We start from the raw sequence: 21,240 nt of genomic DNA, 5'->3' as shown, positions 1-21,240 counted from the left end.
CGACGTGTCGAGCCCGCCGTCACCAGTCCACCCCCACGCGCGCCTGCTCGATGGGCTCGAGAACGCCGTCGGCGTCCCGGTAGTTCGTCATGGCCGTGAGCTTGGGCGCGTAGACGTGCAGGCTGACGGCCGGGTCAGGGCCGACGTTGGTGACCCGGTGCAGGTGGCGCGTTCCGAAGGTGCGCTGGTCGCCGGGCGAGAGGCGCACCCCGGTCGCCGGGATGCGCCGGGTGCCGTCGAGGTCGGCGGCCTGACGGTAGCCGGCGACCTCCTCGGTGAGCACTCCCTGCAGGACGACGAACGATCCGGCGCTACCGCCGTGGTCGTGCCACGGGGTGCCCTGACCGGGCAGCCACGTGAGCAGCCACGCCTCGTGGTCGGCATCGGCGTGCAGCTGCGCATAGTGGCGCGAGATGGGGTCGAAGTCGACGAGGCCCTGCCAGAGGGCGCGCTGGCGAGCCAGGCGGCGGGCGGTGTCGGCGAGGTGGACGGAGGTGCGCTGGGCGCCGCGGGACATGGTGGTGCCTTTCGGTCAGGTGAGGGAGCAGGTGGTGGGAACAGAGCGCTGTCGGCCGGTCAGGCAGCCATTCGACATCGCTCGGTGACACCTGCTGTCACATAACCAAGGCTTTGCATGGTCACAACGCTAACTTATGAGCGTGGGGCCCTGCAACCGCCGGTTGACGGGTGTTCAGCGGTCGGTGCTGAGGTCGTGGAGCACGCGGTCGAGGTCGTGGTCGACATCGAGGTCGGCCCCGAGCGGCGCTCGCGGGAGGCCGACGGTGCGGCGGTGGTGCGGCGCCAGGGCGACGACGAGGGCGATGAGGGCTGCGAAGGCGATGATGATGTCCATGGCAGAAAGTCTGCGCTCGTCCAGATCCCGCCACCAGTGGCAGTTCTGTCGCTTGCCATCGATTTCCTGCCAATGTGCTGGCATCATGGGTGGATGCTGAAGACCGTTGCCGTCGTCGTGCAGGAGCCCGTGGCCGTCTTCGAACTCGGCGTGCTCTGCGAGGTCTTCGGCGTCGACCGCACCGACGACGGTGTCCCGGCCTTCGACTTCCGCGTGTGCGCGTCACGGCCCGGGGAGGTCATCCGCTCGACGGGTGGCGTCGGCGTCGTCGCCACCCACGGACTCGACGGGGTTCGTGACGCCGACCTCGTCGCCGTGCCCGCAGGAAGCGTCGAGGGTCCCTTCGAGCCGGAGATCCTCGAGGTCCTGCGCGAGACGGTCGACCGTGGAGGCCGGGTGCTGTCCGTCTGCTCCGGCGCCTTCACGCTCGCTGCCGCCGGCCTGCTCACGGGGCGCGCCTGCACGACCCACTGGCGGTATGCCGCCCGGTTGGCCGAGCTGTGCCCCGACGCCGCGGTCGACCTCGACGTCCTCTATGTCGAGGACGGGCCGATCATCACGAGCGCCGGCACGGCTGCAGGCATCGACGCCTGCCTGCACCTCGTGCGCACCGAGCTCGGCTCGGAGGTGGCCACGCGCATCGCCCGTCGGATGGTCGTGCCCCCGCACCGGTCGGGTGGGCAGCGGCAGTACGTCGAGACTCCCGTGCCCGACCAGCCGTGCGACAGCCTCCAGGAGGTGCTTGACGCGGTGCTCGAGCACCTCGACGGCGACCACACGGTGGCCTCGCTCGCGCGGCAGGCGGCGATGTCGGAGCGCACCTTTGCGCGGCGGTTCAGTGCCGAGGTGGGCACGACGCCGCACCAGTGGCTCACGGCCCAGCGCGTGCTGCGGGCGCGCCGGCTCCTCGAGACGACGGACTTCGACGTCGAGCGGATCGCCCGCGAGAGCGGGTTCGCCACAGGCGCGGTGCTCCGCCACCACTTCCAGCGGCAGATCGGGGTGGCGCCGCTCACCTATCGCAAGGCGTTCACGCACCAGCCCGCCGCCGGCTGACAGGGGTCGATCACCCCGTATGCCGCTCTATCGGCTGGACGCTAGAAATTCCTAGCCAGCCCGATCAACCCATCGAAAGAGCATTCCGTCTGCCCGTCGTCCGTGATCGAAAGAGCACTCCGTCGTCCGAGGGTGCGCGAACTCCCCCGTACTCGACAGCGACGGAGTGCTCTTTCGATTGCGTCAGCGGCGGGGGTTGCGGCGGGCGATCGCGGCGGAGAGGACGGTCGCGAAACCGCACCACACGGCATACGGGGAGAGGGCGATGCCGGCGCCCTTGCTCGCCTGCCCCGCCCGCCGCGCGAGGTCGGCCGAGCTCGCGGTGAGCAGCGCGGCGTGAGCGGCCGCCGCCCAGGGCCGCCGCGAGCGCCAGAAGACCGCGCTCCAGGCGGCGTTGATCGCGAGGTTCGTGCCGAAGGCCTTGAGGTAGTCAGAGCGGCCCTGCTCGTCGCCGGCCTTGTCGTAGGCGTTGAGCACCGTCGCGGAGCTCGCGGCGATGTCGGCATAGAGCGCGGTCCACACGACGGGGAACGCGGCGGCAGGTGGCTGCCAGTCGGGGAGGTCGAGCGAGCGGTAGTACGACGAGTTCGGCTGCGTCGCAATCGAACCCGCGAGAGCAGCCGCGACCGTCGCAGCCGACGTGAGGGCGAGGTTGCGCAGCGCGGTGTCGGGGGCAGCCGTGCGCATCGCCGACTGCACCGCGGTGTCGAAGTCGATGTAGCCGCCGGGCACGTCGACGTAGTCGTCGATGTCGCGCTCCTTGGCGACGACCTCGTGGACGAGGCTGCCGACGAGCGGCTTGGCGAGTCCCGCCGAGATCGGCGTCACGAGCCCGACCCAGTGGCTCGCGAGGCGCGGCGTGAGGACCGGCACCGTGACGACGAGCGGCCGACGGCGTCCCGTCGCGTCGGAGAAGCGTCCGATCATCTCGCGGTAGGTGAGCACCTCGTCCCCGCCGATGTCGAAGGTGCGGTTGACCTCGGGCGGCAGGTCGCCGGCGCCGGCGAGCAGCGTCATGACGTCGTCGACGGCGATCGGCTGGATCTTGTTGTCGAGCCACTTCGGCGCGACCATCGCGGGCAGACGGGTCGTGAGGTAGCGCAGCATGTCGAACGACGCCGAGCCGTCGCCGAGCACCACGGCGGCCTGCAGCACCGCGGCGGGCACCGGTGCGTCGAGGAAGATCCGGCCGACCTCGACGCGCGACGCGAGGTGCGGCGAGAGCACCTCGTCGTCGGGGTGCAACCCACCGAGGTAGACGATGCGCGACACGCCCTCGGCGGCAGCGGCCTCGGCGAACGTCGTCGCAGCCTCGCGGTCACGCTTCTCGAAGTCCGGCCGGTCGTCCATCGAGTGCACGAGGTACCAGGCCGCCTCGACCCCGGACAGCGCGGCTCGCATGTCGCTCGCGCTCGAGACGTCACCCTCGACGACCTCGACACGATCGACCCACGGCCGGTCGTCGAGCGACGCCCGGCGCCGCGTCAGCACCTTGACGCGCCACCCGGTGTCGAGCAGCCGCGGCACGAGCTGGCCGCCGATGTAGCCGGAGGCGCCCGTCACGAGGGCGGTGCGGCCGGCGGGCGCGGCGGCCTCGCCACCCGGTGCGGTGGCTGCGGCAGTGGACGGAGAGGAGGTCATGCGATCACCTGGTGAGCTCGAGGGCGGGTGGGAGGAGCAGGAGCATGCCGGTCGACCACGTGACGTGCGTGATGATCGGGCCGAGGATGCCGCCGGTGACCCGGCGTTGGAGCGCGGTGACGAGGCCGAGGATGGAGGCCGCCAGCACGAGGAGCGGGATGCCGCTGCCGATCGTCGTCAGGGCGTAGAGCACCGTCGTGATGGCGACGGCGTGCGACGGCAGGGCGGCATACAGCGCCCCGCGGAAGTAGAGCTCCTCGACGATGCCGTTGAGCATCGTGATGGCGAGCACCACGGGCAGTGAGCCGAAGCGCGCGTGGTCGAGCAGGGCGTCGACGGGTTCGCGCAGCACGGGGATCCGGGCGATGACGAGCGCCGCGACGAGGAAGATCGCGAGCAGCAGTGCACCGAGCGCGAGCGACTGGACCACCGGCCGCGCCTCCCGCTCGCCGCTGCGGGTGTGGCCGCGACCGAAGTGGAGCGGCCCCGACGCGATGGCGCCGACGCCCCACACGGCCGCGAGCGCGAGGGATGCCGTGTAGAAGAGAGAGTCGCCGGCGGGGATCCGCAGCGCCCACGCGAGCACGGCAGAGCCGACGACGAAGGTGATCGCGACGACGACGCGGCGGCGCGTGCGCGCCTCGGGCGGGTCGTCGTGCTGGTCGGCGACGGGGTCGAGCAGGGCTGCGTCGATGAAGGCGCGCAGCTCGCCGATCGGACCTCTCACCACCCCTCCTTCGCTTCGCCGCTGTCGTCCGTCTGCCGTCCGGTCCCTGCCGAGACCCTGTCGCCCTCGCGACGGCCCGGCAGCACACCAGGTCTCACGCCCGCCCTCACGCCCGGTCTCACGCCCGGTCTCACCGGCGCGCCGACTCGTAGCGCGCCAGTGTCTCCCTGCGCTCCTCGTCGTGGTCGACGACGGGGCGCGCATAGTCGCTGTCGTACCCGTTCGGGTGCTTCCACGGCTCGTGCACCTCCGATCCGGTGAGATGGCGCAGCTCCGGCACCCACCGTCGCACGTAGTCGCCCGCCGGATCGAACTTCTTGCCCTGGGTCACGGGGTTGAACACCCGGAAGTAGGGCGAGGCGTCGGTGCCCGTGCCTGCGACCCACTGCCAGCCGTGGTTGTTGGAGGCGATGTCGCCGTCGACGAGGTGGTCGAGGAAGTGCCGCGCACCGACGGGCCACCAGACGTGAAGGTCCTTGGTGAGGAAGCTCGCGGTGATCATCCGCAGCCGGTTGTGCATCCACCCCTCCGCGAGGAGCTGGCGCATGCCGGCGTCGACGATGGGGTAGCCGGTGCGCCCCTCGCGCCACGCGTCGACGAGCCGGTCGGTCTCGGGCCCGTCGTCGTAGGGCAGCTTGGCGAGCTCGGGCCGCAGGTCGTGCCATGCCGACTCGGGGTGGTGCCACAGCACGTCGGCGTAGAACTCGCGCCAGATGAGCTCGGTGACGTAGGTGTCGGCGCCCGGGGAGCGGCCGCTCGACCGGGCCGCGATGTCGGCGAGCATCGTGCGGGGGTGGATCTCGCCGTACTTGAGCGCCGCCGACATCCGGCTCGTCGAGTCGAGGTCGGGCCGGTCGCGCTCCTTGCCGTATGCCGTGAGGCCGCTCTCGAGGAAGGCTGCCCACCGCTCCAGCGCGGCACGCTCCCCGGCCTCGACGCGCGGGGTCTCGGGCAGGTCGTCGCTGCGCACCTCGCCGCGGAACCACGGGATGCGCGCCGGACGCTCGGCCGGCGCGGGGCGGCCGTGCTGGTGCCAGGCCCGCGAGAACGGGGTGAACACCTTGTAGGGCGTGCCCGACTGGTTGACGACGCGACCCGGCCCGACGGCATACGGCGTGCCCGTGGCGACGAGCTCTCGCCCGTCGGCGCGCAGCGCCTCGGCCACCCTCTCGTCCCGGCGCCGGCCGTAGGGGGTCGTCTCGCGCGAGACGTGCACCTGCTGCGCGCCGACCTCGCCGGCGAGGCGGGGGACCAGCTCGGCCGGGTCGCCGCGGCGCACGACGAGGGCGCCGCGAGTGTCGGCGGACAGTGCCGCGACGGAGGCGAGCAGCCGGCGCGTGCGCGGGGTGTCGGCCTCGAGCAGGCGCGGGTCGAGCACGAAGAGCGGCAGGGCCGACCCCGCCCCGCACGCGGCGAGGAGCGCCGGGTGGTCACGCAGCCGCAGGTCGCGGCGGAACCACAGGATCGAGGGCGGGGCCGCTGCCATCACGCCACCGCGGTCGGGACGCCCCCGCGCTCGAAGCGCACCTGGGCGACGTCGAGGTAGCCGGTCGCGAAGCCCGCCTGGCAGTAGGCGAGGTAGAACTCCCACTTGCGGCGGAAGGTCTCGTCGAAGCCCAGCGCGTTGACCTCGGGCCAGCGTGCGAGGAACGTCTCGCGCCACCGCCGCAGGGTCTCGGCGTAGTCGGTGCCGAAGGCGTCGACGCCGGTGATCTGCAGGGTCGTGGCGGCGTCGGTGGTCTCGCTGATCGCCTCGAGGCTCGGGATGAGGCCTCCGGGGAAGATGTGCTTCTGGATCCAGCCGTAGGAGTGCTTCGTCGCGAGCAGCCGCTCGTGCGACATGAGGATGGCCTGGACCGCGGCGATCCCGCCGGGGGCGAGCCGCTCGTCGATGGTGCGGAAGTAGGTCTCCCAGTACTCCTCGCCCACCGCCTCGATCATCTCGACGCTGACGACGGCGTCGAACTCGCCCTCGACCTCGCGGTAGTCCTGGATGCGGATGTCGACCCGGTCGGCGAGCCCGGCGTCGGCGACGCGCCCACGGGCGAGAGCGGCCTGCTCGCGCGAGAGCGTCACGCTTGTCACGACGGCCCCACGGCGGGCGGCCTCGAGCGCGAGCGTTCCCCAACCGGTGCCGATCTCGAGCAGACGGGTGTCCTGACCGACCTTCGCCATGTCGAGGATCGCGTGGACCTTGCGCAGCTGCGCCTCCTCGAAGTCCTGTGTCTCCAGGGGCAGCCCGTCGTCGAAGAGGGCGGAGCTGTAGCTCATCGTCTCGTCGAGGAAGGTCGCGAAGAGGTCGTTGGACAGATCGTAGTGCGCCTCGATGTTGCGCCGCGAGCCGAGCAGCGAGTTGCGTTGCGCCGACGGGATGCGCCGGTCGACGACGCCGCGCAGCGACAGCAGCCACGGCGGGACGGCGGTCGTCATGCGCTCGGCGAAGGGCATGAGGACGTCGACGAGGTCGGTGCCCTCCGCCGCCTTCCAGTCGCCCGCCATGTAGGCCTCGCCGATGCCGATCTTGGGGTGGTGGGCCAGGCGCTCGAAGAGGGCCGTCGGCCGAAGGATCTCGATGGCGGCGTGGTCGGCGCGTCGCACGCCGCCGTCGATGAGGTCGCCGTCGGGCATGACGATGTCGATGGGCACGCGCTTGGTCACCTGCGCGAGGATGCCGCGGGCGACCCGCGCTCGCACGCAGAAGTGGCGCAGGGCCGGGCGTCGCAGGCACAGCGGCTGGGTCATGGGGGTGGGCACGGTTGTCATCGGACAGCCTCCTCGGGGTGTCGGGGCCGGGGCACGACAGGCAGCCGGCGCAGCCACAGCGAGATGCCGTGGGCTCTGATCAAGGTGGTCACGCGCTGGGTCATGAGGCCGTGCCGCCGCACGAGGCGGCGGAGCGCGCGGGGGGTCGCCGGCACCGGGGTGCCGCGGGTCACGGCGGTCAGCACGGTCTCGCCGTCGCGATCGAGACGCACGGTGACCGAGACGGCATCGGGAGTGAGGACGAGGCGGACGGCATACGTGCCCGAGACGTCGTTGAAGGGGGAGACGTAGAAGGCCTTGTCGACGGTCGCCGTGCCGGCGTCGTCGACGTCGAGCAGGTAGGCGTGGCGCTCGCCGTAGGTGTTGTGCACCTCGAAGACGACTGCGACGAGGCTGTCGTCGGGGCGCAGGCACCAGAAGACCGAGAGCGGGTCGAAGGTGTGGCCGAGCACCCGCGCGTTGGCGAGCATGAGGACGCGGTCGTCCGCCCCCAACGGGATGCCGCGTCGGGCGAGGAAGCGCTCGACGTCGCCGCGCAGACCGCCGCCGAGCCGGCCCCCGTCGAGGTGGTCACGAGCATCGAACTGCGCGAGCAGCCTTGTCGGCCAAGGAAGTCGGGGCAGGTCGTCGATGTCGACGAGCCACTGGTAGTGGTCGTGCGAGAAGGTGTTGGTCATCGGCGTGCGGCGCGAGTGGGCCACGGTGCCGTCGACGAGGGCCGGCACCGGTGGGGGGGTGAGGACCGCCGTCACCAGCGCACCCCGAAGGACTGGGCGGCCTCGACTCCCGAGCGGCAGCCGTCCTCGTGGAAGCCCCAGCCGAGGTGCGCCCCGGCAAAGGCGAGCCGCTCGCCGCCCGCCTCGCGGAGCCGGCCCGCCGCCTCGACGGCCTCGGCGGTGAAGATCGGGTGGTCGTAGGTCATCCGGGCGGTCACGGTGGCGGGGTCGACGTGACCGGCCGGGTTGAGCGTCACCACGTGGTCGTCGCCGTCGTCGATGCCGTGGAGGCGGTTCATCCAGTAGCTGACCGTCACGTCGGGGGCCGGGGCGTCGCACGCCTCCATCCGGTAGTTCCACGACGCCTTGGCCTGACGGGGCCGCGGCAGCACCGACGAGTCGCGGTGCAGCCAGGTCTCGTTGCGGGAGTAGCGGATTGCCCCGAGGTCACGCTTCTCGTCGGGAGTCGCGTCGGCGAGCAGCTCGAGCGCCTGGTCGGCGTGGGTGGCGATGACGACGCGGTCGTAGGTCGTCACGCCGTCGGTCACACGCACGTCCACGCCGTCGTCGTGCCGGGTGACGGCGGAGACCCGGCTCTGGCGGCGCACGTCGGACAGCCGCTCGACGAGCCGGTCGACGTAGGTGGCCGAGCCACCCGTCACGGTGCGCCACTGGGGTGACCCCGTGACGGTGAGCATGCCGTGGTGGTCGAGGAACCGGAAGAGGTGACGGGCCGGGTAGGAGGTCGCGTCGAGGTCGCCGCACGACCACACGCAGGACACGAGCGGGATGGCGAAGTGCCGCACGAAGTAGGGCGAGAAGCCGCCCTCGGAGAGGAACTCGCCCCACGTCGGCGCGCGCGAGTCGTCGGCGAGCAGCGCCCGCGCCTCGCGGTGGAAGCGTGGCACCTCGGTGAGCAGGCGCACGAAGCGCGGCTGTGCAGCCCGCCACGGCTGGGCGAACATGCCCTTGGGACCGCGGCCCCCGGCATACGTCAGCCCGCAGCCGCGGCACTGGATGCTCATGCTCATCTCGGTCGCCTGGGTGGGCACGTCGAGCTCTCGGAAGAGGCGGAGCAGGTGCGGATAGGTGCGCTCGTTGTGCACGATGAAGCCGCTGTCGATGCGCAGGGTGCCGTCGCGGCCGACGACGTCATGGGTGTGCGCGTGGCCGCCGAGGCGGTCGTCGGCCTCGAGGAGCGTGACGTCGTGGGTCGAGGAGAGCACGTGGGCGGCTGTGAGCCCGGAGACGCCGGCACCGATGACGGCCACCGTGGGTCGGGGCGATCCGGAGGAGGGGGTCGAGCGGGTGGGGCGGTTCACCGAGGTCTCCTCATGGATGGGTCCGGCGGCCATCGGGGCGCTCCGGGAGGGGTCGGATGGAGTTCGGCGTGGTGCCCGCGCCGGATGGGACGTACCCGGCGCACGTTGTCCAACCTGCGCGCTCACCGTAAGGTGGTTGTCGAAGGTCTGTCAAAGGTTGGGAGAAGCATGGACATCGTTCGCAGCGTCACGGTCGCGCAACCCCTCGACACGGTGTTCGCCTACCTCAGCGACTTCACCACGACGAACGAGTGGGACCCCGGCACCGTGCGCACGGAGCGCGTCTCCGGCGACGGCGGGCTCGGCAGCCGCTACCACAACGTGTCGAAGTTCCTCGGTCGCGAGACGGAGCTCGACTACCTCGTGATCGAGCACGTGCCGGGTGAGCGCTTCGCCCTGCGCGGTGAGAACGCCACCGTCGTCGCCAACGACACCATGACCTTCATGCGCAGCCACACCGCCGAGGGCGAGGGGACGACCGTGACGTATCACGCGGCCTTCGAGTTCAAGGGCGTGGCGAAGCTCATCGCTCCCCTGCTCGCCCCGGCGCTCAAGAAGCTCGGCGACGAGGCGGAGGCGGGGATGCAGGACGCCCTCGGCCGGCTGGGCCGACAGGAGTAGGAGCACCGTGTACACCATCAAACGAGCCGCCGAGCTGACGGGCATCAGCGTCGCGACCCTGCGCGCCTGGGAGCGGCGCTACGGCGTCGTCAGCCCGCGACGCTCCGACGGCGGCTACCGGCTCTACGGCCCCGACGACGTGCGGGCGCTTGCCATCATGAACTCCCTTGTCAACGAAGGCTGGTCGGCTCGCGAGGCCGCCGCCGAGACCCTCAACCGGCTCTCGTCGCGAGACTCCGGGGAGCGTGGCCGGCCGGGCAACGTCGCTACCCTGCGCCCGTCCAACGGCGGCATCCAGTCGGAGGACGCCGAGGCGCTCATCCGCGCTGCCGAGCGTCTCGACAGCGCCTCCGCCTCGGCGGTGCTCGACGCCCGGTTCGCGCTGGGCACCTTCGAGCACGTCATCGACGACTGGCTCATGCCGACGCTCAAGCGGGTCGGGGAGGAGTGGGCGCACGGTCGCCTCACCGTCGCCGGTGAGCACCTCGTCGCGTATGCCGTGCAGCGGCGTCTCGCGGCCGCCTACGAGGCCGCCTCCGGCCGGGCCGACGGCCCGTCGCTCGTCATCGGCCTGCCGCCGGGGGCTCGCCACGAGCTGGGGCTGCTCGCCTTTGCGGTCGCTGCCCGCCGGGTCGGCTTCGCGACGGTCTACGTCGGCGCCGACCTGCCCGTCGCCGACTGGGCGACGGCGGTCGAGGCCCGCAACGCCGTGGGCGTCGTGCTCGCGGTGCCCCGGCCCGAAGACGTCACCCCGGCCCAGAAGATCGTCGACACGCTGCGCGAGCGGCGGCCGCAGCTCGTCATCGGCCTCGGCGGCAGCCAGCAGGACGCCGTCGAGGGCGGCATCCACCTCGGCCACTCGATCACCGTCGCCGTCGGCGAGATGGTGCGCCGCCTCCGCGTCCCCGCCTGACACGCACGGCCCCAACAGTCGAGTGCCCACTTCTCGACGGCCCCCGGGTGTCGAGTGCTCAGTTGTCGGCACGCATACGTCGTGGGGAAGTGGGCACTCGACGGTGTTGTGGTGTCGAGTGCTCAGTTCTCGACGGCCCCCGGGTGTCGAGTGCTCAGTTGTCGGCACGCATACGTCGTGGGGAAGTGGGCACTCGACGGTGTTGTGGTGTCGAGTGCCCACTTCTCGACGGCCCCCGGGTGTCGAGTGCTCAGTTGTCGGCACGCATACGTCGTGGGGAAGTGGGCACTCGACGGGTGAGGGTGCGCGGCTCACGCGTCCAGGCAGGCGACGATCTCGACGTGGGTCGGGGTGGTCTCGGTGTTCGTCACAGTCAGGGTGCGCGGACCGCCGGCGACGAGGCCGGCGAGCACGCTCGCGTTGGCGACGAGCAGGCTGCCCTCGACGGTGAGGTCATCACCCGTCGTCGCCCCGTTCGCAGGCGTCACGGTCACGGTCGCCGCCCCGCCGTCCGCGCCGGTGCACGACAGCGCGAGCAGCGCTACCGCGCCCGACGTCGGCAGGAGCGCGATCTCGGCCGAGTCGTCGGCCCCGCCGGACGCGTCGAGGTCGGCGCCCGAGACGACGTAGGAGTCCGGCTGGAGCTCCGCACCGACGGGGAGCATCGGCCCGTCGTGGACGCTGACGGTGGCACTGACGGATACCTGCACCATGACGATCCCCTTCTCCTGGTTGAGGCGCGGCCGCATCGGGCCGTCGACCAGAGCGTCGCGCCCCGGCGTCACCGCAGGGTCACAGCCGCGTCAACGGACAGCCCCTCGTCTCCGTCCCTCGCGCCGTCCCGACCTCCGGCAGCAGGGTGCGTGCGACGTGACGGCGGTTTGACGGGTGAGTGACGCCCGGCGGAGATGCTCGGCACGTCAGGCCAGCGCACCGCGGGCGTCGAAGGAGCTCTCATGACCATCACCCCCACCTATCCGGGCGTCTACATCACCGAGGTGCCGAGCGGCAGTCGCACCGTCACCGGGGTGGCGACGGCGATCGCCGCCTTCATCGGGGTGGCGCCCCGCGGGCCGGTCGACGACCCGGTGCCGATCAGCAGCTTCTCGGAGTTCGAGCGGCGCTTCGGCGGCCTGTCGCGCGCCAGCGGCATGGGGTATGCCGTCCGCGACTTCTACCTCAACGGCGGAGGCCCAGCCCTCGTCGTCCGCGTCGTCCACACCGACGCGGGCACGGCCCGTCTCGCAGTCGGTGGTCTCCAGCTCGAGGCGACCGGACCCGGTGCCTGGGCCGACGTGCTCCAGGTCGAGGTGACGCACCCCTCCGCCGCGGACGCAGCCGACATCGCCGAGGGGCAGGGCGCCGGCGTCGAGCCCGACGACCTCTTCACCCTCACCGTGCGCGAGGGGTCCGGCCCCAGCGCGCCCGCGGAGGTCTACCGCAACGTCACGATGGTCGACGGGCCGCAGCGGGTCGACCGGATGCTCGAGTCCTCGCTCCTCGTGCGCGCCTCGGCGACGCCGAGCGGTGCCCGGCCACCCGAGGGCACGGTCACCGTGGCCGCCGCCGACGTCGGTGCCGACGGTGGCGCCGTCGATGCCGACGACTACGCCGGGGCCGGCTTCGACAGCGGCAAGCGTGGTCTCTACGCGCTCGAGAAGGCCGACCTCGTCAACCTCATCTGCCTGCCACCGCCGGCGCCCGGCGGTGAGCTGCCCCCCGAGCTCTGGGCGACGGCGGCGGCCTACGCCGTGACGCGCCGGGCCTTCCTCGTCGTCGACCCGCCGGCCGTCCTCACGGTCGAGGACGCCGCGACGTGGGCCGCGGCCAACGGGCTCACCGGCGTCGCGACGCGCAACGCCGCGCTCTACTACCCGCGCATCCGCCGGGCCGATCCGCTGCGCGGCGGCTCCATCGACACCTTCGCCCCGTCGGGCGCCGTCGCCGGGGTCATCGCCCGCACCGACGGCTCACGTGGGGTCTGGAAGGCGCCGGCCGGACTCGAGGCCGGGCTCACGGGGGTCGTGGACCTGTCGGTCAACCTCACGAACGACGAGAACGGCTCGCTCAACCGCGTCGGGGTCAACTGCCTGCGGACCTTCCGCGAGGTCGGCGCCGTCGTGTGGGGTGCTCGGACGCTGCGCGGCTCCGACACCCTCTCCGACGACTACAAGTACGTGCCCGTGCGCCGGCTCGCGCTCTTCCTCGAGGAGAGCCTCTACCGCGGCACCCAGTGGGTCGTCTTCGAGCCGAACGACGAGCCGCTCTGGTCGCAGATCCGCCTCTCCGTCGGGGCGTTCATGCAGGACCTCTTCCGCAAGGGCGCCTTCCAGGGCACGACACCGCGTGACGCCTTCTTCGTGCGCTGCGACGCGGAGACGACGACGCAGTACGACATCGATCGCGGCATCGTCAACATCCAGGTGGGCTTCGCCCCGCTCAAGCCGGCCGAGTTCGTCATCATCTCGATCCAGCAGAAGACTGCTGCCGCGACCGTCTAGGAGGCATTCCCATGGCTGAGTTCTCGGTCAACGCAACCCGGTTCGACCCGTACAAGAACTTCAAGTTCCGCGTGAAGTGGGACGGGCGCTACGTCGCCGGCATCAGCAAGGTAGGTGCGCTCAAGAAGACGACCGAGGTCGTCAAGCACCGCAACGGCGGCGACCCCTCGAGCAGCCGCAAGTCCCCGGGCCGCACGGAGTACGAGGCGATCACCCTCGAGCGCGGCGTCACCCACGACGTCGACTTCGAGCAGTGGGCCAACAAGGTGTGGAACTTCGGCAGCGGCCTCGGCGCCGAGACCTCGCTCAAGGACTTCCGCAAGGACATCATCCTCGAGGTCTACAACGAGGCCGGCCAGCTGGCCATCGCGTACAAGGTGTATCGCTGCTGGGTGTCGGAGTACCAGCCGATGCCCGAGCTCGACGCCAACGCCAACGGCGTCGCGATCCAGACGATCAAGCTCGAGAACGAGGGCTGGGAGCGCGACTACGCGGTCGCCGAGCCGACCGAGCCGTCCTTCACCGAGCCGTGATGCCCGCGCGGCCCGGCGAGACGCTGGCGCTGTGGGAGGCGCTGGCATCGACGACGTCCGTGGCCCGCGGGGCATCCGTGCTCGTCGCGCTGGGGGCTGCCGACGGTCTCGCCGACGCCGTCCGTATGCCGCTCGCCACCGCCGCGAGGGCAGCGCTCGGTGAGCTGCGGGAGCGGGCCGGCCCCCAGGTGCAGACCGTGCTCACGTGCCCGGACTGCGGCGCCGTCCTCGACGTGCCCCTCGTCCTCGACGACCTGCTCGTGGCGACCGACGGCCTGTCGGAGGGAGCGGCGGCCAGCCGCGTCACCGTCGACGGCGTCGTCGTGCGCGGTCCCACGACAGAGGACCTGCTCGTGGCCCTCGCGAGCCCCGAGCCGTCGGCCGCCCTGCGCGACCGGTGTGTGACCTGGCCGGCCGGGATCGACGCCACCACCCTCGACCCGGCCGTCCGGGACCGGGCGCTTGCCGCCGCCGAGGAGCTGGCAGGGGCGTCGGCGCTCGCGGTGCGGCTCGACTGCCCCGACTGCGGCGGCGACGTCACCGCAGAGGTCGACGCGGTGGCCCTGCTCGCCGAGCGGGTGGCCGACGAGGTGCGCGACCTCCTCTCCGACGTCGCCGAGCTCGCGATGGCCTTCGGCTGGTCGGAGGATGACGTGCTGCGGCTCTCGGACGCCCGGCGCCGCGCCTACCTCGGTCTTGCGCGCGCGGGCGGTGCCCGATGAGCGACGTCTTCGACCGGCTCGTCGCCCGGGCGACCCAGCGCACCCCGGTGCTCACCGCACGCCGGGCGAGCCGCTTCGAGCCGGCCGCCGCGACGCCGGGAGCCGCGGCACCGTTCGCTGCCTCCGGGCTCGAGGTCGACGGCGACCCGCGGGAGCGGGCCCCGGGGGCCGACGAGCTGCTCTTTCGATCGGGGGGGTTGTCGGTCTCGGGTCATGGGCGCGGGGAGCGTCGCGCCCATGACGCGCGCGACGAACTGCTCTTTCGATCGGGATCTTTGCCCGACGGCGTGAGCGGCGATGTGCCCGCCGATGCGGAGCGCGGCGTGACGGGACGTGAGACCGGCGGCGAGGCTGCGCGCGTGCACCGACCCGGGGACGGGGCGGGACGACCTGCTCCGCCGCGACCTCGCAGCGCGCGGCCCTCGGGCACGCCCGCCGGGTCGGACGGCCCCGGCGGCCGAGACACCGAGGCCAGCCGCCGCCGGCCCGCGCCGGATCTGCAGGGTGTCGTCGAGCCGCCACCGGACGCCGCGGTGACCACGAGGATGAGTTCTTCCGGGCCGGAACGGAACGCAGCAACGCAGCCGATGAAGGCTTCGGTGCACCTCGCCGACGCGACAGCCGAAGTCGCGGCCCTGATGACGTCGGCCTCTGCCCCAGAGCGCGATTCGGCAGATATCCAACGGAAGTCGCTGTCGCCCAGCGGATCTCGGTCCACGGAGCGACGCATCATCAGCCCCGAGACACTCCTCGCCGACCACCTCGGCCCGGCCCTCGTCGATGCGGGTGCCCTCACCGAGGCGGAGGTGGCCCGGCTCGTCGCAGTGCCCGCTCGTGACCGCGACCGGCCCCGCCACGACGGCCGCACGCCTGTCGGGATCGACCCCGTCGAGGTGCCGGCGACGGCCGAGGTGCACCTGCACATCGACCACCTCGACGTGCGCCGGCCGCCGGCCCCGCAACCGCCCAGCCCCCGAGCCGCCCGCGAGCCGGCAGGGTCACGCCCGGTCGACCACACGGCATACCTCGACCGCCAGCGGCGGCGGACGGGAACGGGTCGGCCATGAGCAACACGCTCGCCATCGCGGCGGTCACCTCGACGATGCGGCACGTGCTGCACGAGTCGCTCGGCGGCGCGCAGCCCGGCCCCGTCGGCGGGGCCGATGTCACGACCTACCGGCCCGCCCAGCTCTCCGACGCTGACACCGTCGGCAACGACGCCTCGGGCCTCAACGTCTACCTCTACCAGGTCACCCCGAACCACGCGTGGAACCTCAGCGACCTGCCGACCCGTCACGGCGACGGGTCGCTCGCCCGGCGTCCGGTCGCGGCGCTCGACCTGCACTACCTCGTCACGGCCTACGGTGACGAGGAGGCCCTCGAGCCGCAGCGGCTGCTCGCGCGCGGGGCGCTCGCGCTCGCGTCGACGCCGGTCTTCACCAAGGGCGTCATCCAGGCCGCGATCGACAAGTACGACGCGGACCCGACGGGGTTCCTCGCGGACGCCGACCTCGCCGACCAGGCCGAGATCGTCAAGGTGAGCCCGACACCCCTTTCGCTCGAGGAGATGTCGAAGCTGTGGGGGGTGCTCGGCACGCCCTACCTGCTCTCGCTCGCCTACACGGCGACGGTCGTGCTCATCGAGGCCGACGCCGTGCCGCGCCGGGCCCTGCCGGTGCGTGAGCGTGTCGTCGCGGTGCGGCCGCTGACCCGGATCCGGCTCGAGGGAGTCGAGGTGGACGGGGGCGGTGCCGCCGTCACCGGGGCGACGCTCGTGCTCACCGGGGGTGGGCTGCTCGCGGCGCACACGGTCGTGTCGGTCGGCGGCGTGCGACTCGTGCCCGACATCTCGTCGACGACCACCCGGGTGACCGTCACGCTCACGCCCGACGTGCCGGCCGGGGTGCACGCGGTGCAGGTGCTGCGGCTGCAGCCCGCCGACCCCGTCGCCGGCACTCCCGAACGGGTTACCGACCGCTCGTCGGGCCTGCCCGTCATGGTGCTCCCGACCGCGGGCCCGGTGACGACGACGGCCACGCTCGTGCGCATCCCGGTGGCGCCGCCGCTGCGCGAGGGCCAGCGCGCGTCGGTGACCTTCGGCCGCCTGGCCGGGGGCCAGCCCGACGACCCGCCGCTCGTCGGCGCGACGTTCGCGCCGGTGCTCGCCGCCGACGCCCCGGTGTCGCGCCTCGATGTCGCCCGCAACGAGCTGACCGCTGGCACGTGGCTCGTCCGCGTGACGGTCGACGGCGCAGAGAGCCTTCCGACGCTGAGCGGCGACACCTACGACGGGCCCGCGGTGACCTTGCCGTGAGCAGTCCTGGACCCGGCGGGTCGAAGGGGGCGGAGGGGCCGGACGCGCCGGATGCACCCGACGTGCCGGATGCGCCCGGCGCGCCACACGCTCCCGACGCGCCCCACGCACCCGCCGAGGCGCAACGCGACCTCGTCGTCGCCGAGCTCGACATCGTGCGCGCCCTCGTCACCGGCGCCGACGCGCAGGCCCCCCGTGACCGGCTCGCCGCCCTGCGCGAGACCGTGCTGGGGTCCAGTGCGCTCGACGAGATCGAGACCGGCTTCGGGCTCTCGGCCTTCGAGCGCCAGACCCTGCTGCTCGCGTGCGGACCCGAGCTCGTCGGCGACGTCGCCCGCGAGCTGCTCGATCACACGGGGCAGGCCCGGCTCTGCTTCGGCACCGCGCTGTCCACCCTGCCCGGCGCGCACTGGGACGCCCTGACCCACCAGGCGCCGCTGCGCCACTGGGGCATGGTGCGCCTCGCGGACCCCGACGCCCTGCTCTCGAGCCCCCTCGTGCCCGACGAGCGCATCGTCCACCACCTCGTCGGCATCGCCGCCCTCGACGAGCGGCTCTCGGCCCTCAGCCAACCGGTTGCGGCGCCGCAGTGGCTGCCCCCCACGCTGGGCGCGGTCGCCGGCGAGGTCGTGTCGCGGTGGGCCGCCTCGGGCCCGGTCGTGCTGCACGGGCCGCAGCCCGCGACGACCCGGGCGGTCGCGGCGGCCGCCTGCACCGCCGTCGGGCTGACGCCGCGGCTGCTCGGCGCGGCCGACCTCGCGGCGACGACGAGCGACCTCGTCGTGCTGCTGCGCCACCTCGTGCGTGAGACGGTGCTCGCCCGCGTCGCGTGGCTCGTCGACCTCGACGACCTGCACGACGCGCGGGTGTCGGTCACCGGGCTCGGCCGCGCCCTGACGACCTGCGACGCACCCGTCGTCCTGCTCGCCTCGACGGGGCCGGGCGGTGCCTCGATCGACGGCATGGGCCTGCCCGTCCTCGAGGTGCCGCGGCTCGGGGTGGGCGACCGGCGCCGGGCCCTCGTCAGCGCCCTCGACCGGGTCGGGGCCGAGGTGCCGGAGCAGGAGGTCGCAGCCGCCGCGGGCGCCTTCGACCTCTCCGTCGCCGACGTCGAGGTCGTCGCCGCCGAGGTCACCCAGGGCCGCCGGCTCTGGTCTGCGTGCCGACGCCGTCCCCGGGCCGACGTCGGCAACCTCGCCCGCGTGCGGATCCCGCGAGCCGGCTGGGACGACCTCGTCCTGCCGGAGCCCCAGCTCGAGCAGCTCCGGGCCCTCGTCGCCGCGGTGCGCCACCGCTCGACCGTGCTCGAGGACTGGGGCTTCGCGGCGCGCACGAGCCGCGGGCTCGGCACCGCGGCCCTCTTCGCCGGGGCCAGTGGCACGGGCAAGACCTTCGCCGCGGAGGTCATCGCCCACGAGCTCGAGCTCGACCTCGTCCACGTCGACCTCAGCCAGGTCGTCGACAAGTACCTCGGCGAGACGGAGAAGCGGCTCTCGCGCCTCTTCGACGCCGCCGAGAACGGCGGCATGGTGCTGCTCTTCGACGAGGCCGACGCCCTCTTCGGCAAGCGGTCCGAGGTCAAGGACAGCCACGACCGCTACGCCAACGTCGAGGTCGGCTACCTGCTCCAGCGGCTCGAGTCCTTTGCCGGTCTCGCCGTGCTGACGACCAACGCGCGCAGCGCCCTCGACCAGGCCTTCACCCGTCGCCTCTCGGCGATCGTCACCTTCCCCTACCCCGACCGGGCGGCCCGGCTGCGCATGTGGTCGCAGGCCCTTCCCGTCGCCCTGCCGCACGCCGACCTCGACCTCCCGCGCCTGTCGGAGGCCGACCTGTCCGGTGGTGGCATCGCCTCAGCGGCGCTCCAGGCCGCCTACCTCGCCGCCGACGACGGCGGGGAGCTGACGATGGAGCAGCTGACCCGGGCCGTGCGCTGGGAGCTCGCCAAGACCGGCCGCGCCGCCGTCAGCGCGCCGCGCGCCAGCACGCGGAGCGGGCGAAGCGCATGAGTGCCCGCACCGCCGCCCGTGTGCCGCCGCCCACGGTCGAGCAGGTGGCAGCGGTCTCGCTGTCGCCCGGCACGCATCCCCTGCCGCACCGCGACCGGCTCCAGCCGCTCTTCGGCGACCACGACCTCGGCACGATCCGGGTCAGCGACGGCGCGCAGGACGCCGAGGCCCGCCGCCGGGTGCTGAGCAGCGGCTTCACCCTGGGCGAGCGGGTCTCCCTGCCCCGAGACGCGCCGGTCGCCCTCGCGGCGCACGAGGCGGTGCACGTCGTACAGCACCGTCTGGGCGGTGCTCCGACCGAGCCGGTCGCCGAGGCCCAGGCAGACCGGATCGCACAGCTGGCCGTCTCGGGCCGCTCGGTCGCCCACGAGCTCTCGGGAGCCGGCCGGACGGCATACGGCGGCGCCACCGCGGGGCCGGCGAGGCTGCGACGGGCACCGAACCAGGCGGGGACCACCGACCCCGACCACGTCGTGTCGTGGGTGGCGGGCCGCGAGGCCGGGCGGACCCCGAGCCAGGTGCTCGACGCCCTCAGCGATGCACACGGCGGCAACACCGACCGCTACTTCTACACCGACACCTTCGGCTGGGTCGACGTGCGGCACTTCGGGGCCTCGGCGAGCTGGGCCTGCTCGGTGGGCAGCGTCGCGACCGAGGGTCTGGGCGTGGCCAACGAGGCGATGCAGTGGGTGACGGAGTGGGGTGACTCCTACCGCAGCGGCTTCTCACCGGAGGACATCCCGAGCAACGCGGCTGGTGCCTCGTTCGGCGACGACTATGTGGGCAGCGTTGCGGGAGAGTCGGTTTCGGCGGCGATGCGACGCTGGATGACTGACCACGGGGCGCGGGTGGCCTCGGACCCGGGGGCTCGGAGATCGGCGCTGCCCGCGACCGATCCTGCGGTGCGGGGCGGGGCGGCACGCGGGTCGTCCAACGCGTCGCGCACGCAGAGCACGGCCTCGGGTGCGGCGGCCGCGTCCCGCGACACCGCGGTGTGGCAGGTCGGGCAGCTGTTCGACTGGCGCAACTGGGCCGGGCTCTACGGCATGCGGCCGCCCTGATCGGCCGGCAGCTCCGGGGGGTGCGGGGTGGCCTCGAGCCACGCGCGCCATCGGCGTGCGAGCACCTCGCGCTGCGCAGGGTCGACGTGCGCCGATCCGTCGGCCGCGAGCTCGACGGCGAGGCCGTTCCAGTCCGGGAAGGTCGCGTGCGGCACCCGTGACAGCCGGGTGAGCAGCACGTGAGCGACGACGAAGCGGTCGGGGTCGCTCAGCGCCTCGACGAGCCGTGGCGCGAGCGCCTCGACCTCGGCGGGGCGGGCAGAGCCGGCGTTCGACACCGCGTCGAGGTAGGGCTGGAGGCCGAAGCGCTGCCCCGTCCACTCGACGGCGTCGTTGGTCGGCAGCGGGTCGGGCAGCCGGAGGGTGGCGCTCATGGGCGCACCACCCGCCGCACGCCGACGATGCCGCCGGTCGTGAAGTCGAGGGTCGTGATGACGTCGACCTCGCGCCCGTCGGGGTAGCGATACGTCGTCGTCACCTCGCCGCGACCCGGCGTCGTGGGCGTCATGGGCGACTCCCGCAGCAGCCTGGCGCCGAGCAGCCGCTCCTGCGCGGCGTAGCCGGCAGCGTGCGCCGGCCCGAACGCCTCGCCGTTGATCTGCCTGCGCCGCTGCTCGGTGAGCTCATGGATCAATTGAACCGCGGCGTTGTCGCCCATCCGCGAGTGGCTCGACTCGAAACCGAACGCTGCGACGTCGTCGAGGTCGACCCGACTGAGGGCGTAGTTGCCGACGAGGACGTTGGTGTCGCTCGCGCGCGTCGATGTCGTGCCGTGGATGAACTCGATCGTCGTCGTGCGGGAGTCGGCGATCATCGCGGTGATCGTCGCGAGCAGCTCGGTGGCGTCGCGGGTCGGCGGACCGGCGACGTCGGTGCTGACGACCGAGATCTCGCCGGTCGACGACACGCGAATCTCCTTCTGCACGGCGAGGATGGAGTTGACCATCGTGACGAAGTCGGCCGCCGATCCCGTCGCGACGAACGTGCACTGCAGGCGGGGCCCACTCCTCGCCTGCTGCTTGACGTGCGTCAGCTCGTGCGCGAGCAGCTGCTGGCCGGCAGGTGTCGCCGGGTCGCGCCGCCCCGGGGCGAAGTGCACGTCCGTGCCGACCGTGACGGCCTCTGCCCCCAGCCGCCCGGTGAGCTGGTGGGCGCGTGCGTCGTCGTGCAGGCGCACCCGGGAGAAGTCGTGACCCAGCGCCGTCTCGAGGTGGCTGCGCAGCCTGCCCGGCAGCCTGCCCGCCCCGCCGTCGTCGCCGTGCTCGCCGTGAGCCAGCTCCGATGGCCCCGAGGACCTCAGAGGCGCCGGGGGAGCCAGGGGAGTGACGGCGCGGGCCGCGCGGTCGGCATCGTCGTCCGCGGCTCGGTCGGCTGCCCGTGCAGCCTTGCGGTCGAGGGCAATTCGTCCCAGCTCGATCATGATTCCCTCCGAGTCTCGCAGTCTGAGTGTTTCGGACCCCGTCCTGGTCGCGGTCACGGGTGCCGCGC

The 21,240-nt window shown here is 72.9% G+C and carries 21 protein-coding genes; 10 read left to right on the top strand and 11 right to left on the bottom strand.

Features of this window, described 5'->3' with window-relative positions:
* Window positions 1–19 precede the first annotated feature (19 nt).
* Together FBY41_RS06680 and FBY41_RS23335 are read right to left on the bottom strand one after the other, a co-directional pair.
* The gene (locus FBY41_RS06680; protein ID WP_141842536.1) at window positions 20–517 is read right to left on the bottom strand and encodes a cysteine dioxygenase; all 498 of its coding nucleotides are present in this window, start codon (window positions 515–517) and stop codon (window positions 20–22) included.
* A gap of 174 nt (window positions 518–691) precedes the next feature.
* Complete coding sequence (locus FBY41_RS23335) at window positions 692–853, bottom strand: hypothetical protein (RefSeq protein ID WP_185748921.1); 162 nt, start codon at window positions 851–853, stop codon at window positions 692–694.
* Window positions 854–946: 93 nt separating this feature from the next.
* Between FBY41_RS23335 and FBY41_RS06675 the strand changes: the two genes are divergently transcribed.
* On the top strand, window positions 947–1,909 hold the full coding sequence (locus FBY41_RS06675; protein ID WP_141842535.1) for a GlxA family transcriptional regulator: 963 nt from the start codon (window positions 947–949) through the stop codon (window positions 1,907–1,909).
* A gap of 183 nt (window positions 1,910–2,092) precedes the next feature.
* Here the strand turns inward: FBY41_RS06675 and FBY41_RS06670 are convergent, their stop codons facing one another.
* The 6 genes from FBY41_RS06670 to FBY41_RS06645 all read right to left on the bottom strand — a co-directional run bounded on the left by FBY41_RS06670 (window position 2,093) and on the right by FBY41_RS06645 (window position 9,078).
* Complete coding sequence (locus FBY41_RS06670) at window positions 2,093–3,550, bottom strand: tryptophan-rich sensory protein (RefSeq protein WP_141842534.1); 1,458 nt, start codon at window positions 3,548–3,550, stop codon at window positions 2,093–2,095.
* A gap of 4 nt (window positions 3,551–3,554) precedes the next feature.
* Entirely contained in the window at window positions 3,555–4,277 is a 723-nt protein-coding gene (locus FBY41_RS06665) for a CPBP family intramembrane glutamic endopeptidase (protein WP_141842533.1), read from the bottom strand.
* A gap of 130 nt (window positions 4,278–4,407) precedes the next feature.
* On the bottom strand, window positions 4,408–5,763 hold the full coding sequence (locus FBY41_RS06660) for a cryptochrome/photolyase family protein (RefSeq protein ID WP_141842532.1): 1,356 nt from the start codon (window positions 5,761–5,763) through the stop codon (window positions 4,408–4,410).
* On the bottom strand, window positions 5,763–7,040 hold the full coding sequence (locus FBY41_RS06655) for an SAM-dependent methyltransferase (protein ID WP_260439590.1): 1,278 nt from the start codon (window positions 7,038–7,040) through the stop codon (window positions 5,763–5,765). The genes FBY41_RS06660 and FBY41_RS06655 overlap by 1 nt, the downstream gene beginning before the upstream one ends.
* Window positions 7,037–7,792 carry a DUF1365 domain-containing protein gene (locus tag FBY41_RS06650; protein WP_260439589.1) on the bottom strand — a complete coding sequence of 252 codons (756 nt, stop codon included), beginning with the start codon at window positions 7,790–7,792 and terminating at the stop codon, window positions 7,037–7,039. The genes FBY41_RS06655 and FBY41_RS06650 overlap by 4 nt, the downstream gene beginning before the upstream one ends.
* Window positions 7,789–9,078, bottom strand: coding sequence for an NAD(P)/FAD-dependent oxidoreductase (locus FBY41_RS06645; RefSeq protein WP_311769370.1), 1,290 nt, complete (start codon window positions 9,076–9,078; stop codon window positions 7,789–7,791). Before FBY41_RS06645 ends, FBY41_RS06650 begins: the two co-directional genes overlap by 4 nt.
* Window positions 9,079–9,246: 168 nt before the next feature.
* Here FBY41_RS06645 and FBY41_RS06640 point away from each other — a divergent pair, with 168 nt between their 5' ends.
* Together FBY41_RS06640 and FBY41_RS06635 are read left to right on the top strand one after the other, a co-directional pair.
* On the top strand, window positions 9,247–9,699 hold the full coding sequence (locus FBY41_RS06640; RefSeq protein WP_141842530.1) for an SRPBCC family protein: 453 nt from the start codon (window positions 9,247–9,249) through the stop codon (window positions 9,697–9,699).
* A 7-nt stretch (window positions 9,700–9,706) separates the two neighbouring features.
* Entirely contained in the window at window positions 9,707–10,612 is a 906-nt protein-coding gene (locus tag FBY41_RS06635; RefSeq protein ID WP_141842529.1) for a MerR family transcriptional regulator, read from the top strand.
* Between the two features lie 311 nt (window positions 10,613–10,923).
* Here the strand turns inward: FBY41_RS06635 and FBY41_RS06630 are convergent, their stop codons facing one another.
* Window positions 10,924–11,397: a hypothetical protein gene (locus tag FBY41_RS06630; protein ID WP_141842528.1), complete on the bottom strand. Its 474-nt coding sequence runs from the start codon at window positions 11,395–11,397 to the stop codon at window positions 10,924–10,926.
* A 171-nt stretch (window positions 11,398–11,568) separates the two neighbouring features.
* On the opposite strand from FBY41_RS06630, the gene FBY41_RS06625 reads away from it, so the two are divergent.
* From FBY41_RS06625 to FBY41_RS06595, 7 genes are read left to right on the top strand one after another with little or no spacing between them, the layout of a single operon-like run.
* The gene (locus FBY41_RS06625) at window positions 11,569–13,113 is read left to right on the top strand and encodes a phage tail sheath subtilisin-like domain-containing protein (protein WP_141842527.1); all 1,545 of its coding nucleotides are present in this window, start codon (window positions 11,569–11,571) and stop codon (window positions 13,111–13,113) included.
* Between the two features lie 11 nt (window positions 13,114–13,124).
* Window positions 13,125–13,646 carry a phage tail protein gene (locus FBY41_RS06620; protein ID WP_141842526.1) on the top strand — a complete coding sequence of 174 codons (522 nt, stop codon included), beginning with the start codon at window positions 13,125–13,127 and terminating at the stop codon, window positions 13,644–13,646.
* On the top strand, window positions 13,646–14,368 hold the full coding sequence (locus tag FBY41_RS06615; protein WP_141842525.1) for a hypothetical protein: 723 nt from the start codon (window positions 13,646–13,648) through the stop codon (window positions 14,366–14,368). Before FBY41_RS06620 ends, FBY41_RS06615 begins: the two co-directional genes overlap by 1 nt.
* On the top strand, window positions 14,365–15,435 hold the full coding sequence (locus FBY41_RS06610) for a hypothetical protein (protein WP_141842524.1): 1,071 nt from the start codon (window positions 14,365–14,367) through the stop codon (window positions 15,433–15,435). Before FBY41_RS06615 ends, FBY41_RS06610 begins: the two co-directional genes overlap by 4 nt.
* Window positions 15,432–16,682 carry a DUF4255 domain-containing protein gene (locus FBY41_RS06605; protein ID WP_141842523.1) on the top strand — a complete coding sequence of 417 codons (1,251 nt, stop codon included), beginning with the start codon at window positions 15,432–15,434 and terminating at the stop codon, window positions 16,680–16,682. Before FBY41_RS06610 ends, FBY41_RS06605 begins: the two co-directional genes overlap by 4 nt.
* Window positions 16,679–18,691 (top strand): ATP-binding protein, encoded by a 2,013-nt coding sequence (locus FBY41_RS23805; protein ID WP_141842522.1) that lies wholly within the window; start codon window positions 16,679–16,681, stop codon window positions 18,689–18,691. Before FBY41_RS06605 ends, FBY41_RS23805 begins: the two co-directional genes overlap by 4 nt.
* Entirely contained in the window at window positions 18,688–19,752 is a 1,065-nt protein-coding gene (locus FBY41_RS06595) for an eCIS core domain-containing protein (RefSeq protein ID WP_141842521.1), read from the top strand. Before FBY41_RS23805 ends, FBY41_RS06595 begins: the two co-directional genes overlap by 4 nt.
* On the opposite strand, the gene FBY41_RS06590 is transcribed toward FBY41_RS06595, so the two are convergent.
* Window positions 19,731–20,126 carry a hypothetical protein gene (locus tag FBY41_RS06590; protein WP_141842520.1) on the bottom strand — a complete coding sequence of 132 codons (396 nt, stop codon included), beginning with the start codon at window positions 20,124–20,126 and terminating at the stop codon, window positions 19,731–19,733. The two genes, FBY41_RS06595 and FBY41_RS06590, sit on opposite strands and share 22 nt — an antisense overlap.
* Window positions 20,123–21,172, bottom strand: coding sequence for an eCIS core domain-containing protein (locus tag FBY41_RS06585; protein WP_141842519.1), 1,050 nt, complete (start codon window positions 21,170–21,172; stop codon window positions 20,123–20,125). Before FBY41_RS06585 ends, FBY41_RS06590 begins: the two co-directional genes overlap by 4 nt.
* Between the last annotated feature and the right edge of the window lie 68 nt (window positions 21,173–21,240).

Source organism: Humibacillus xanthopallidus (assembly GCF_006716675.1).
In the GTDB taxonomy this organism is placed as follows: domain Bacteria; phylum Actinomycetota; class Actinomycetes; order Actinomycetales; family Dermatophilaceae; genus Humibacillus; species Humibacillus xanthopallidus_B.
The sequence above is the reverse complement of the archived record's forward strand: the minus strand, read 5'-3'. Positions and strand labels throughout refer to the sequence as shown.